The organism is Microbacterium oxydans (assembly GCF_026559675.1).
Taxonomy (GTDB): Bacteria; Actinomycetota; Actinomycetes; order Actinomycetales; family Microbacteriaceae; genus Microbacterium; species Microbacterium oxydans_D.
Genome location: NZ_CP092891.1, coordinates 3278668 through 3292133 on the forward strand (window position 1 = coordinate 3278668; position 13466 = coordinate 3292133).

12 protein-coding genes are annotated in these 13466 nt (G+C 72.1%); 5 read left to right on the forward strand and 7 right to left on the reverse strand.

What is annotated here, in order from left to right; translation table 11 throughout:
- Positions 1–76 precede the first annotated feature (76 nt).
- The 4 genes from MME74_RS15840 to MME74_RS15855 form a co-directional block, all read right to left on the reverse strand.
- Positions 77–955 carry a sugar phosphate isomerase/epimerase family protein gene (locus MME74_RS15840; protein ID WP_267416035.1) on the reverse strand — a complete coding sequence of 293 codons (879 nt, stop codon included), beginning with the start codon at positions 953–955 and terminating at the stop codon, positions 77–79.
- Positions 952–2229, reverse strand: coding sequence for a dihydrodipicolinate synthase family protein (locus MME74_RS15845; protein ID WP_267416036.1), 1278 nt, complete (start codon positions 2227–2229; stop codon positions 952–954). Before MME74_RS15845 ends, MME74_RS15840 begins: the two co-directional genes overlap by 4 nt.
- 8 nt (positions 2230–2237) lie before the next feature.
- Positions 2238–3401, reverse strand: a complete 1164-nt coding sequence (locus tag MME74_RS15850) for a Gfo/Idh/MocA family protein (RefSeq protein ID WP_267416037.1) — start codon at positions 3399–3401, stop codon at positions 2238–2240.
- 190 nt (positions 3402–3591) lie between these two features.
- The gene (locus tag MME74_RS15855) at positions 3592–4548 is read right to left on the reverse strand and encodes a LacI family DNA-binding transcriptional regulator (protein WP_267418599.1); all 957 of its coding nucleotides are present in this window, start codon (positions 4546–4548) and stop codon (positions 3592–3594) included.
- Positions 4549–4723: 175 nt separating this feature from the next.
- Here MME74_RS15855 and galT point away from each other — a divergent pair, with 175 nt between their 5' ends.
- From galT to galE, 3 genes are read left to right on the forward strand one after another with little or no spacing between them, the layout of a single operon-like run.
- Positions 4724–5926 (forward strand): galactose-1-phosphate uridylyltransferase, encoded by a 1203-nt coding sequence (gene galT, locus MME74_RS15860; RefSeq protein WP_267416038.1) that lies wholly within the window; start codon positions 4724–4726, stop codon positions 5924–5926.
- The gene (gene galK / locus MME74_RS15865) at positions 5923–7116 is read left to right on the forward strand and encodes a galactokinase (RefSeq protein WP_267416039.1); all 1194 of its coding nucleotides are present in this window, start codon (positions 5923–5925) and stop codon (positions 7114–7116) included. Before galT ends, galK begins: the two co-directional genes overlap by 4 nt.
- A gap of 46 nt (positions 7117–7162) precedes the next feature.
- Positions 7163–8143 (forward strand): UDP-glucose 4-epimerase GalE, encoded by a 981-nt coding sequence (galE, locus tag MME74_RS15870; protein ID WP_267416040.1) that lies wholly within the window; start codon positions 7163–7165, stop codon positions 8141–8143.
- A gap of 3 nt (positions 8144–8146) precedes the next feature.
- Here the strand turns inward: galE and MME74_RS15875 are convergent, their stop codons facing one another.
- From MME74_RS15875 to MME74_RS15885, 3 genes are read right to left on the reverse strand one after another with little or no spacing between them, the layout of a single operon-like run.
- Positions 8147–9472 (reverse strand): MFS transporter, encoded by a 1326-nt coding sequence (locus tag MME74_RS15875; protein ID WP_267416041.1) that lies wholly within the window; start codon positions 9470–9472, stop codon positions 8147–8149.
- A complete protein-coding gene (locus MME74_RS15880; protein WP_267416042.1) occupies positions 9469–10398 on the reverse strand; it encodes a polysaccharide deacetylase family protein in 930 nt (309 codons plus the stop codon). Before MME74_RS15880 ends, MME74_RS15875 begins: the two co-directional genes overlap by 4 nt.
- A 41-nt stretch (positions 10399–10439) precedes the next feature.
- Positions 10440–11588: an ROK family transcriptional regulator gene (locus MME74_RS15885; protein ID WP_267416043.1), complete on the reverse strand. Its 1149-nt coding sequence runs from the start codon at positions 11586–11588 to the stop codon at positions 10440–10442.
- 597 nt (positions 11589–12185) lie between these two features.
- Here MME74_RS15885 and MME74_RS15890 point away from each other — a divergent pair.
- On the forward strand, positions 12186–12851 hold the full coding sequence (locus MME74_RS15890) for a M23 family metallopeptidase (RefSeq protein WP_267416044.1): 666 nt from the start codon (positions 12186–12188) through the stop codon (positions 12849–12851).
- A 44-nt stretch (positions 12852–12895) separates the two neighbouring features.
- A complete protein-coding gene (locus tag MME74_RS15895) occupies positions 12896–13423 on the forward strand; it encodes a GNAT family N-acetyltransferase (RefSeq protein WP_267416045.1) in 528 nt (175 codons plus the stop codon).
- Positions 13424–13466 lie beyond the last annotated feature (43 nt).

Sequence of the window (13466 nt, forward strand, 5' to 3'; positions counted from 1 at the left end):
CCTACTTCCCGACACGGCCGCACGTCGGTCACGCCCGGCCGGGAGCATGACCGACGCGCGGATGCCGGAGACGTGCTCACCCGAGGTGCGGGGAGACGGCGGCGGCGAAGGTCTCGACGGTGCGGCGCACGACGTTCTCCGGAGCATCCGCCCACACGTCCGCGTTGAAGATCTCGACCTCGATGTCGCGGTCGTATCCGGTGGCGATCACCGCGCGGGTGAGCGAGGCGAAGTCGATCACGCCGTCGCCCGTGTAGTGCCGCGAGAGCAGCACATCGGCCGCGAGCGGCGTCTTCCAGTCGCACACCTGATACGTGGCGATGCGGCCCTCGCGACCGGCCCGCGCGATCTGCTCGAGCACCTGCGGGTCCCACCAGATGTGGAACGTGTCGACCGCGGCGCCGACCACCTCGGGCTCGAAGTCGGCGGCGATGTCGAGCGCCTGCCCGAGCGTCGACACGACGGCGCGGTCGGAGGCGTACATCGGGTGCAGCGGCTCGATCGCGAGCGTCACTCCGGCGGCCTTCGCGTCGGGAGCCAGCACGCCGATCGCATCGCGGACCCGCTCGCGCGCCCCGATGAGGTCGCGCGATCCCCCGGGCAGACCGCCCGCGACGAGCACGAGCACCGCGGTCGACCCCGCGGCACCGGCAGCGGCCAGCGTCGCGGTCTCCTCGATGGCGCGGCGGTTGTCGTCGAGGGCACGCTCGCGCTCCGGACCGACCGGAAGCGTGAAGAACCCGCCGCGGCAGTGCGTCGAGAAACGCAGCCCAGAGTCGCCCAGCATCCGGGCGGCGACGTCCAGGCCGACCTCGTTCACCGGCTCGCGCCAGAGGCCGATCGACCGCACGCCGGCATCCGCGGTGACCTGCAGGGCCGTCGCGAGGTCGGCGTGCTTGATGGTCGCCTGGTTGATCGACAGCCGCGGGTCGGGCGTCGGCGAGGAGGGGCTCATGCGTCCACTCCGTTCAGGCGCAGCATGCCGTGCCACCGTTCGCGCGCGAGGTCGGGCTGCTCCAGCGCCAGCGACGTGTTCGCCAGCTCGACGATCCGGCTCAGGTGGGGCAGGCTGCGCGCCGAGTGCAGGCCGCCGACCATCTGGAACGCGGGCTGATGCCCGTTCAACCAGGAGAGGAACGCGACACCCGTCTTGTAATAGAAGGTGGGCGCCGCGAACACCTGTCGGCTGAGCTCCTCGGTCGGACCGAGGATGCGCAGGTACGCCTCGGGGTCACCGGCATCCAGCGCCTGGATCGCGGCCGACGCGACCGGGGTGATCGCGGCGAACGCGCCGAGCAGCGCGTCGGAGTGCGTGCGCACGCCCGCTGCGTCCCCCGAGTTGTCTCCGAGTGCACGGCCTGTGCCCGAGTGCACGGCCTGTTCACGCGAAGTACCCGTGCGCTCGGCGAGGTCCCGTGCACTCGACGAGCCAGCCGCGGCACCGCCGATCAGGGACACGTAGTTGAAGTCGTCGCCGGTGAACATGCGCACCCCCTCGGGGAGGCGCTCGCGGACCGAGATCTCGGACTCCGCGTTCAGCAGGCTCATCTTCACGCCGGCGACCTTGTCGGGGTTCTCGGCGATCACCTCGAGGAGCACGTCGGAGGCGGCCCGCCAGTCGTCGGAACCGAAGTAGCCGGCGAGCTCGGGGTCGAAGGCGGTGCCGAGCCAGTGCAGCACCACGGGCACGGTCGCGCGCGACAGCACCTCGCGGTACACGCGGCGGTAGTCCTCGGCATCCGTCGCGACACGGGCGAGGTGACGAGAGGCCATCAGCACCGGGCCGGCGCCCTGCTCCTCGGTGAAGTGCAGCTGCTCGAGGTAGGCCGCGATCACCTGGTCGAGCGAGATGTGCGTCTCGGCGACGTGATCGGTGTTGACGCCGACGACGACGGAGCCGCCCTCCTCGCGGGCGACCTCGGCCGTGCGGGAGATGAGCTCGCGGGTGGCCGCGGCATCCAGGCCCATGTTGCGCTGCGCGGTGTCCATGGCGTCGGCGACGCCGAGCCCCCAGGAGTAGACGTTGCGGCGGAACGCGAGAGTCGCCTCCCAGTCGATCTCGGCCGGCTGACCGGGGGTGTTGTCGGCGTGCACCTTCGGTACGACGTGGGCGGCGGCGTAGGCGATACGGCTCCGCAGCGGGGAGGTCGGACGCGCATAGGCGCCGGAGTCGTTCAGCGCGACGTCGCCGGTCTCACCGTTCGCGCGGAGGAGTCGGAGGGTGCTCATCGTGCGCCTCAGTCCAGGGCCAGCGGCTCGAGTGCGACCTTGCGGCCCTCGGCGCTCGACGTCAGCCCGGCCTCGGCGAACTGCACGCCCCGGGCGCCGGCGAGGAGGTCGAACGGGTAGTCGGTGCCCTCGACGTAGGACACCAGGTACTCCTCCCACTGCTGGCGGAAGCCGTTGAGGAACACGTCGTTGGTCGGCACCTTCTGCCAGTCCGCGTCGTAGTCGCGGGTGTCTTCGAGGTCGGGGTTCCACACCGGCTTCGGGGTGGCGTTGCGGGGCTGGATCTTGGCGCCGAACAGGCCGACCACCGCGGAGCCGTGCGTGCCGTCCACCTGGAACTCCACGAGCTCGTCGCGGTTGACGCGCACCGTCCACGAGGAGTTGATCTCGGCGATCACGCCGCCCTCGATCTCGAAGATGCCGTACGCGGCGTCCTCGGCGGTGGCGGTGTAGTGCTCGCCCTTCTCGTCCCAGCGGTCGGCGATGTGCACGGCCGCCTGGGCGTAGACGCTCTTGACCTCGCCGAAAAGGTTCTCGAGCACGTAGTTCCAGTGCGGGAACATGTCGGTGATGATGCCGCCGCCGTCTTCCGTGCGGTAGTTCCAGCTCGGGCGCTGTGCGGGCTGCCAGTCGCCCTCGAAGACCCAGTAGCCGAACTCGCCGCGCACCGAGAGGATGCGGCCGAAGAAGCCGGAGTCGATCAGTCGCTTGAGCTTCTGCAGACCCGGGAGGTAGAGCTTGTCGTGCACGACGCCGGTCTTGACGCCGGCCTCCTGGGCGAGACGCGCGAGCTCGAGCGCCTCGTCGAGCGACTCGGCGGTGGGCTTCTCCGTGTAGATCGCCTTGCCGGCCGCGATGGCCTTGCGGATGGCGGTGGCCCGGGCCTTGGTCACCAGGAAGTCGGCGTAGATCTCCCACTGCGGGTCGGCGAGGGCGGCATCGAGGTCGGTCGTCCAGTCCTCGATCCCGTGCTTCGCGGCCAGTTCGGCGAGCTTGGCCTCGCTGCGCCCGACGAGGATCGGCTTCACGGTGATGCGGGAGCCGTCGGGGAGCTCGATGCCGCCCTCCTCGCGGATCGCGAGGATCGAGCGCACCAGGTGCTGCCGGTATCCCATGCGCCCGGAGACGCCGTTCATGATGATCCCGATCTCGCGGGTGGTCGGCTGTGCCATGGTGTTCCGTTTCTCTCGCGGGAAGCTGTCCGCGCTCCATGTGTCCGGCAGGCCGGACCTCGAGTGGAAAGCGCTTTCCGTGATCTTGCCACGAGACACCATCCGCTCGCAACCACCGCTCGCCCGCGCCCCGGCGCCCCCGGCGCCCGAGCGCAGCCGCGGGTATGAGGCCAGCCGGTCGAGACCCGGTTCAGCGCACGGCGGTGCTGGCGCGCTCGACGAGGGCGGTCGGGACGACCCCAGACCCCTCGGCCTCCGGCGCACCCTCGATGGCGCCGACCAGTGCGGACACCGCGCGATGGGCGAGCGCGGTGAAGTCCTGGCGGATCGTGGTCAGCGGGGGGCGGTAGTTCGCGGCGTCGGGCACGTCGTCGAAACCGATCACGCCGACGTCCTCCGGCACACGGCGGCCGGCATCGGCGAGCGCGCGCAGCAACCCCAGCGCCATCTGGTCGTTGGCGCAGAAGACGGCGGATGCGTCAGCCAGCACTCCCCCGGCGGTGAATCCGGAATCGGCGCTCCAGTCCCCCCGGACGACGACGGGCGGACGGATGCCGGCGGCCGCGAGGGCCTCACGCCAACCCCGCTCCCGCTCGGCGGCGGCGAAGGAGTCGGCCGGACCGGCGAGGTGGTGCACGGTCGTGTGGCCGAGTGCGAGGAGCCGCTCCGTGGCCGCGGCCGCACCGCCGGCGTGGTCGCTGTGCACCGAGGTGAATCCGGCATCGGTCGGCGCATCCACCACGACCAGGCGCAGCCCCGGCGGCGTCTCGGTCCCGGGGACGAGCGCCGACGCCTCGTTCAGCACGATCGCGCCGTCGACCTCCTGCTCCGCGAGTCGCTCGAAGGCCTCGGCGACGCCGTCGGTCGCCGTGACCAGCGTGAGGGCGTATCCGCGTTCGGCGGCGGCCTCGGCCGTGGCCTGCAGCATCCGGGAGTTCCCGACCGTGGCGAGAGTGGTGACGACGAGTCCGATCGTCTGGGAGCGGCCGGTACGCAGGGCCCGGGCCGCACGATGCGGGCGGTAGCCGAGCTCGGTCATCGCGGCCTCGACACGGGCTCGGGTGTCGGGGTCGACCCGCGGGCTGTCGTTCACGACGCGCGACACGGTCTGCCCCGAGACCCCCGCACGAGCGGCGACCATGGCCATCGACACGCGCCCGGATGCCGGACGGCGACGGCCGGACATCGACCCCTCGCCCTTGTCGCGTTCGCTCTCGGCCACGCTCCTCCTCCGTCCGCCGCCCCGGTTGCTCATCGCGCGTGATCCCGGAGCCACTTTCTCCGTGTTGACGTTATCACGGCACTGTGCGTACCATGTTTACGTGAACACGAACGATCTCCCCGAGCTGCGCTCCGAGCCCCTGGGCGCCGGCGTCGTCCGACGCGCCACCACCCTCGCCGACGGCCGCGACCTGATCTACTACGACGATCCCGGCACCGCACTCGGAGCCGAGCGCGCCGTCGACGCCCGTACCCTCGATCCCCGACCCGAGACGGCCACGATGCGCCTCGATGTGCTCACCGGGGACTGGATCACCGTCGCCGCCAACCGCCAGAACCGCGTCATGATGCCCAGCGCCGACGCCGACCCGCTGGCGCCGCAGACACCGGGCAACCCCTCCGAGGTGCCGTCGCGCTACGACGTCGCGGTCTTCGAGAACCGCTCCCCCGCGTTCGGCCCTGCGCTCGCCGAGGCCGTGGGCACCGCGCCGCAGGCGGCGAACGCCCCGCGTGGCCTCGACGACCTGGCCGTCCTCGGCCTCGGCCGCACCCGCACCTCGGTCGGACGCTGCGAGGTCGTGTGCTTCAGCCCCGAGCACTCGGGATCGTTCGGCACGCAGTCCGTGACCCGCGCGCGCACCGTGATCGAGGCGTGGGCCGACCGCACGGCCGCGATCTCGCAGCTGCCGGGGATCGAGCAGATCTTCCCGTTCGAGAACCGCGGCGAGGCGATCGGCGTCACCCTCCCGCACCCGCACGGCCAGATCTACGCGTACCCGTACGTGACCCCGCGCACCACCCGCCTGCTGGAGTCGATCGACCGGACCGCACCCGACCTGTTCCAGCGCATCCTGGAGTCGGAGCAGGCATCCGAGCGCGTCGTGTTCCGCGGCGAGCACTGGACCGCCTTCGTGCCCTTCGCCGCTCGCTGGCCGCTCGAGGTGCACCTGATGCCGCACCGCCACGTCCCCGACTTCGCCGAGACCACCGAGGCCGAGCGAGACGAGCTCGCGCCGCTGTACCTGCGGCTGCTCCGGGGCGTCGACGCCCTCTACGACTCCCCGACCCCGTACATCGCCGCCTGGCACCAGGCGCCCGTGCACATCGGCCGCGACACCGTCCGCCTGCACCTGCAGCTGACGAGTCCGCGCCGCGCCGCCGACAAGCTGAAGTTCCTGGCCGGCTCCGAGGCCGCGATGTGGGCGTGGGCCGCCGAGGTGCCGCCGGAGCTGGGCGCCGCGCGCCTCCGCGAGGCGATCGAACGCGCGTCGCAGGACCCGACCGCCGAAGGAGCCTCCGCATGACCGCCGCCCACGACGCCGCCCGGGCGCTGTTCACCGACCTCACCGGCCGCGAGCCCGACGGCCTGTGGTCGGCCCCCGGACGGGTCAACCTCATCGGCGAGCACACCGACTACAACGACGGCTTCGTGCTCCCGTTCGCGATCCCGCAGCGCACGGTCGCCGCGGTCGCCCTGCGCGACGATCACCGCGGCCGGGTCCTGGTCGGCTCGACCTTCGCGTCCGAGCCGGTCGAGGTCGCCCTCGACGAGCTCGACCGGCTGTTCCCCACCGCGGCCGGCGCCCACCCGGCCGTCCCGGAGTGGGCCGCCTACCCGCTCGGGGTCGCCTGGGCCCTGCGCCAGGCGGCGGAGGACGCGAGCGGATTCGCCGGACTCGACATCGCGATCGCCTCCGACGTGCCCGTGGGCGCGGGGCTCTCCTCCTCCGCCGCGATCGAGGGCGCGACGGCGTCCGCCCTCGACGAGCTGTGGGGCACGGGCCTCGACGGCACGGCTCTGGCCCGCATCGGACGCCGTGCCGAGAACGAGGCCGTCGGGGCGCCCACCGGGATCATGGACCAGATGGCGTCGATGCTCGGCGAGCCCGACACGGCGATCTTCCTCGACTGCCGCTCCCTGGAGACCGAGCTCGTGCCGCTCGGCGTCGCGGAAGCCGGACTCGCGATCCTCGTGATCGACACCCGCGTGAAGCACGCCCACTCCACGGGCGGCTATCGCGAGCGCCGGGCATCCTGCGAGCTCGGAGCCTCGATCATGGGCGTGCCCGCGCTGCGCGACGTGACGGTCGCCGACCTGCCGCGCGCACAGGATCTGATGGACGACGTGACGTTCCGTCGGGTGCGCCACATCGTCACCGAGAACCAGCGCGTGCTCGACACGGTGCAGGTGCTCCGGGAGCACGGCGTGCGCGCGGTCGGCGACCTGCTCGTCGCCTCGCACGCGTCGATGCGCGACGACTTCGAGATCTCGACCCGCGAGCTCGACACCGCGGTCGACACCGCCCTCGCCGCGGGCGCGCTCGGTGCTCGCATGACCGGTGGGGGCTTCGGCGGGGCCGCGATCGCTCTGATCGAGCAGGACGCCGTCGACGCCGTGTCCCAGGCGGTGACCACGGCGTTCGCCGCAGCCGGGTTCGACGCGCCGCTGCTGTTCACCGTCACGCCGTCCGCCGGCCCGCGCCGCGACGCCTGACAGAATGAAGGGTCGAGCCGCCATCGCCGCGGCAGGAGAGGAACGCATGTCCTGGATCGTCACCGGCGGCGCCGGCTACATCGGCGCCCACGTCGTCCGCGCGCTCGCGGATGCCGGGCTCACTCCCGTCGTGCTCGACGACCTCTCCAGCGGCGTGCCGTCGTTCGTCCCCGAGGGCGTGCCGTTCGTGCAGGGCAGCATCCTCGACCGCGCCCTCGCCGAGAAGACGCTCCGCGACCACGACGCCGACGGCGTCATCCACGTCGCCGGGTACAAGTACGCCGGTGTCTCGGTGCAGCGCCCCCTGCACACGTATGCGCAGAACGTCGAGGGCACCCGGATCATCCTCGAGGCGATGGAGGCCGCCGGGGTCTCGAACATCGTCTTCTCGTCGTCGGCCGCGGTGTTCGGCACCCCCGATGTCGCCCTCGTGGTCGAGGACACCGCCAAGAAGCCCGCCAGCCCCTACGGCGAATCGAAGCTCATCGGCGAGTGGCTGCTGCGCGATCAGGCCATCGCGACCGCCGAGTCGGAGCGTCCGCTGCGCCACACCTCGCTGCGCTACTTCAACGTGGTGGGCTCGGCCGACCCGACGGTGTACGACGTCAGCCCGCACAACCTCTTCCCGATCGTCTTCGAGGCGCTCATCGCGGGCAGGACCCCGAAGATCTTCGGCGACGACTACGCCACCGAAGACGGCACGAACGTGCGCGACTACGTGCACGTGGGCGACATCGCCGCCGCTCACGTCGCCGCGGCGCAGCGCCTCGCCGGCGGCCAGCCGATCGAGGCCGCCTACAACCTCGGCTCCGGCGACGGACTCAGCGTGAAGCAGATCATGGATGCCGTCGCCCGCGTCACCGGCATCGACTTCACACCCGAGATCGGACCGCGCCGCCCCGGCGACCCCGACCGCATCGTCGCGACCGGCGAGCTCGCGGCCCGCGATCTCGACTGGACCATGCGCTACACGGTGGACGAGATGGTGCGCACGGGGTGGGAGGCGCGGCAGGCCGCGCAGTCGTAGTCGTCAGAGGTCGCGGGCGCGGATCGGGTAGAGCCAGAAGCAGAGCCACGCGAGCGCGGTGAAGCAGAGCGGCACCACGGCGAGCATCAGGCGGATGGCGCCGTCGACGCCGTCCGGCTGGGCGTCCTCCAGCGTCGCGTCGAAGCCGGACGACGTCAGCACCACCGCGGCGACGATCGCCTGCAGCACCACGGAGCCGCGCACCACGAAGCCGTTCACACCGAAGTACGCCCCTTCCCGGCGGTGCCCGGTGCGCACGGCATCCTCGTCGATGATCTGCGCGAGCATCACCTCGAGCAGCTGCAGCAGACCGCCCACGCCCACACCGACCGCCACACCGACCAGGGCCGCGCCCAGCACATCCGCCGGCGCGAGGTACCCGAGCACCGCGACGCCGAACACGGCCACGCTCCACAGCACGGCCGTGCGTGGGGAGGTGCGACGCACGACCGCGCTCCAGAGCACGATCGAGGGGATCGCGGTGACGAAGATGGCCCCGAGCAGGAGGCTGCCCTGTCCCTCGGGGGCATGCAGCGAGTACCGCACGTAGAACGGGATGGCCGCGAGGATCACGGCGATCGAGGTCTGCACGAACAGCGAGCCGAGCACGTACGGCACGAAGGCGCGGTTGCGGAACGTGTACTTCAGCTGGTCGCCCCAGCGCATGGCCTCCGACGCCGCCTCGGGCACGCGGCGCTCGATCATGCCGCCGAAGAACGACCAGACGAGCAGCACCAGGCACACGCCCCCGAGCACCAGCGCCATGCCGGGCCAGCCGAGCGCGCTGTAGAGGGCGGGCGCGCCGGCCGTGCCCAGCACCATGCCGAGGATCGCGAAGATCTGTCGCGGCACGTTGCCGCGGGCGCGCTCCTCCGTGGTGCGGAAGATCTCCGGGAACAGCGCGGAGATGTTCAGCACCACGACCACGAACGCGATGTCGTACACGGCCACGACGACGAGGAACCAGACGATGAGGCCGGCGACCGGCAGCTCGGGCGGCATCCAGACCAGCGCGAACGCCACGACGAGCGGCACGATGCCCAGGCCGATCCACGGGATGCGTCGACCCCACGGGGTGCGCAGCCGGTCGGAGAGCGCGCCGACCACGGGGTTCAGCAGCGCGTTCAGGATGCCGTGGGCGATCATCGCCACCGCCACCCAGCCGGCCGGCACCGCGAGGTGCGAGACGTAGAAGTAGACGACGAAGGCCGAGAAGGTCTGCGCCATGAGCTGCGTCGGGAACCCCGATGCGCCGAACGCGATCGTCTGCGCCCTGGTCGGGGCCGCGTCCAGACGACGGTCGCGGACGCGCTCGCGCAGAGACGTCATCGAGCGTCCCCGCGCTGCAGGTCCCGGAGGTCGCGCCACCCGATGCGCACGAGCGACTCGTCCTCGATGGCCTGCAGCACGGCGGGATCGCTCAGCAGGCGCAGCTCGTACCCGCGCTTCGCCGCGCTGAAGTCGACGGCCGCACGGAGCTCGTCGTCGTCGACCATCGGATGCAGGTAGATCTCGGTGACCCCGGCGGGCACGGCGCGCAGCAGCGCGATGAACCCGTCGCGCATCTGCTCGTAGGTCTCCTCCTCCGAGGTGCCCTCCCTCAGGAGCTCGAACGGATGCGACCAGAGCCGGTCGATGATCTCGACCCCGAACGCGGCGGCGGCGGCCGCGGCCTCGTCGAGCTTGCCCTGCAGCGCAGGCTCCTCCCCCACGCCGTCCATGCTGCGGGGCAACCGGAAGGGAAGCCCGTGGCGCGCGGCCAGCTCGAACACCGGGCGGAGGAAGTCGCGACCGGTGACGAGCCCGTAGACCGAGCCCATGTGGTTGTCGAGGTGCGTCACGTCGACACCGGCATCGAGTGCGGCCTGCAGCTGGGCGGCGAGCTCGGCGGCGACGTCCTCGTCGGACGCGGCGCGCTCCACGGACGCCACATCGACGGGGAAGAAGCCGGCCGCGTCGACGAGGGTCGTCGCCGTGCCGGTCAGCGGGCGCCAGCGGTAGCGCGCCCACTCGCTCGTGAGCACGAGGTGCACGCCCACGTCGAGGTCGGTGCGGGATGCGGCGAAGGCGAGGGCCTCCGGCGACCACGAGCACGGCACCATCACGGTCGTCGAATCGATCCGGCCGGCGTCGAGCAGCTCGACGATGGCCGTGTTCGCCGCGTGGCACATGCCGAAGTCATCCGCGTTGAGGATGATCGCCCGGGCGCCGGGGGCGAGGCCGAGGCGATCGGCGAGGTCGGAGGGTGCGGTCATCGGAGGCTCCTGTCGGGAAGGAACAGCGGGGCGGACGGGGGTCAGCGACCTGTCTTGGGCGCTGGGGTGAGGATCCGGGTGAAGAGGGCGACGCGGAGGGCGGAGGCGGCCTCGCCGACCGCGCCCACGAGCGGGGCCTCGGGGCCGAACGACGACACGAGGAACCGCAACGGCAGCTGGGCCGCGTACTGGTCGGCGATGCTCCGGATGGCCTCGACGAGCGCCGGGTGCGCGGCTTTGCCGCTCAGGATGAACGCCTCGGGATCGAGCACGAGCCCCACGCTGCCGGCCACGAGCACGATGCGTCGGCCGATCTCGGCGACGATCCGGAGCGCGGCCTCGTCCCCGTCCGCGGCGGCTTCGAGGTGATCCGCCAGCGAGGCGTCGGCGTCGCAGCCCTCGCCGAGCGCGAGATCGCCGACGACGGCGTCGCTCACGATGGGGGCGCCGATCGGGAGCGGGGTCTGCGGAAGGTACATGACCTCGCCGGCGACCCCGGAGAATCCCCGGTGCAGTGCCCCGTCGATCACGATGCCCGCCCCGAGTCCGTCGTCGAGGAGCAGCAGCGCGAAGCTGGCGAGGTCACCGCCCGCACCACCGGTGAGCTCGGCGAGCGCGGCGAGGTTGACGTCGTTCTCGATGCGGACGGGGCAGTCGAGGGCCGCGGCCAGTGCCGCGCGGAACGCCCCGCCGTCGGGACCGAGGTCGTCGCGGATGCCGCCGTCGGCCGTGACGATGCCGGGGACGCCGACGACCGCGAGGTGCACGGCGCCCTTCCCCACCTTGAGCGTGCGACGGCAGCGGTCGACGAGGTCGACAATGTGCGCGACGCGCTCCTCGGCGGGCGGCAGAGCAGCGTGCTGCTCCGCTCGCACGACTCCGCTCGCGTCGACGAGGACGACATGCGCGGCGTGGTGGTCGATGTGCACGGCAACCGCATATCCCAGCCGCGGGTGGAGGGCGACGCGACCGGCGGCCGGACCGCGCGTCTCCCGGTCGACGCCCGCGGAGGCGACCGCTCCCGCCCCTTCCAGCATCCGCAGCACCTGGGTGACCGCGGTGCGGGAGAGGCCCGTGGCGGACATCAGTTCCGCGCGGGTCTGGGGGCCGCTGCGTGCGAGGGATTCCAGGATCGCGCGACCGTTGAGCGTGCGTAACAGACCCTGCGGTCCCGCGAGTGGTCTGGACATGTTCTCCCCGAGATCTGGTCCGTGCGCCGATGCCCGCTCAGCATGCCACATCAGGTCGCACTCGTCGACACTTCGAGTCATACCCATCGCTCGATTTGACGCTCCCCCGTCTCGCCGTTTACATTACAGATCGGTAACGGCGGCATTCGGGGGGATCGACCGCCGCCCGCACCTGCTCTCCCCCGGAAGGATCCCGTCACGAATTCCCTGCCACCCGAGCGCGCGCACGACGCCTCGGACGCTCCCGCCGAAGTCCCTGACTCACCTCGCCCGCTGCTGCGGCGCGACCTGCGTCGATCGACCACCACCGACGCTCAGAGTCCCCGCACGGCGACCACGCCGGATGCCGCTGCCGCTCGCCCGGCCCAGCCGCAGCCGCAGCCCCAGCCGCAGGCGCAGGCGCAGGACCAGCCGCAGGCGCAGGACCAGGCCCAGCCGCAGCCTCAGACGGCCGACGAGCCCCGCCCGCAGACCCCGCGCGGCCGCCCCCTGCCCTCCGCCCCGCGCGCGGCAGCCCGAGCCCGGATTCGCCCCCGCCGACCCCAGCGTCCGTGGGCGCGGGCCAAGGCCCTCGGCGCCACCTTCGCGGTCGGTGCGATGGTCGTCGGAGCCGTTCTTCCCGCGCTGAGCCCGGTGGCCGGCCAGGTCGCCGCCGCCACCGCCAGCATCACCGCCGCGGACGGCGTCGCGCAGTCCTACACCTCGACCGACGAGATCCAGGCGGAGATCGCTCCGCGGGGAAGCTTCTCCGCGACGACGCCCGAGGAGATCACGGAGGCCCGCAACCGTGCGGCCGCGGCCGCGATCGCTGCCGGCATGCCTCTCGGCAGCGCGATCGAGATCCCGGTCGCCGATCGCATCGTCATGCCGATGGCGGCGGGGACCTACACGTTCACCGACGGCTTCGGCGCCTCGCGGCCGGGCCGCTCGCACCTCGGCCAGGACTTCGCCGCGCCCGTGGGAACGCCGATCAACGCCGCGATGAAGGGCTGCGTCTCCCGTTCCACCGAGAGCTACCAGGGCTACGGCGTGACGATCCAGATCGAGAGCATCGTCGACGGACAGGCCGTCAGCACGGTCTACTCGCACCTGAACTACGGGACCCGTGCGGTCGAGGTCGGAGAGTGCGTCGACGAGGGCCAGTACATCGGCGACGTCGGATCGACCGGGTACGTGTTCGGCTCGTGCCTGCACTTCGAGGTGCACATCAGCACGGTGCCCGTCGACCCCATGCCGTGGCTCAAGAAGAACGTGAACGCCTGACCGCACGACCCCCGCTCCGCCTCCGCGATCCCTAGGGTGGAGGGATGAGCCCGATCGTGGTCCGCGACGCCCGTGTCGACGACGCCGAGGAGGTCGCCGGCGTGCACGTCCGCTCCTGGCAGGCGGCGTACCGCGGGCTCATCGACCAGGCCGTGCTCGACGGTCTCTCCGTCGAGCAGCGCGCCGAGTCCTGGCGCGGCTTCGTCGCCGCCCCGCTGCCGACCGGTCTCGGCATCCTCGTCGCCGTCCGCGACGATCGTGTGGTCGGCTGGACCTCGTTCGGCTCCGGGCGCGACCCCGACGGCCTGTCCGACGGGGAGGTCTACGGCATCTACGCCGACCCGACCGCGTGGTCGACGGGCGCCGGGCACGCACTGCTCGAAGCCGCCGAGCAGCGGATCGCCGCCGCGGGGCACGACCGCGCCTACCTGTGGGTGCTCGACGGGAACGACCGCGCCGACACCTTCTACGCCCGCCACGGGTGGGAGGAGGACGGTGCGATCAAGATCGAGGAGCGTCCGCAGATGACCCTGCGCGAGCACCGTCGGGTGAAGGACCTGCGGCGCCGCTGATCCTGCCCGCTGGTCGTGCGCCGTACGCCACGGCACCGCACCC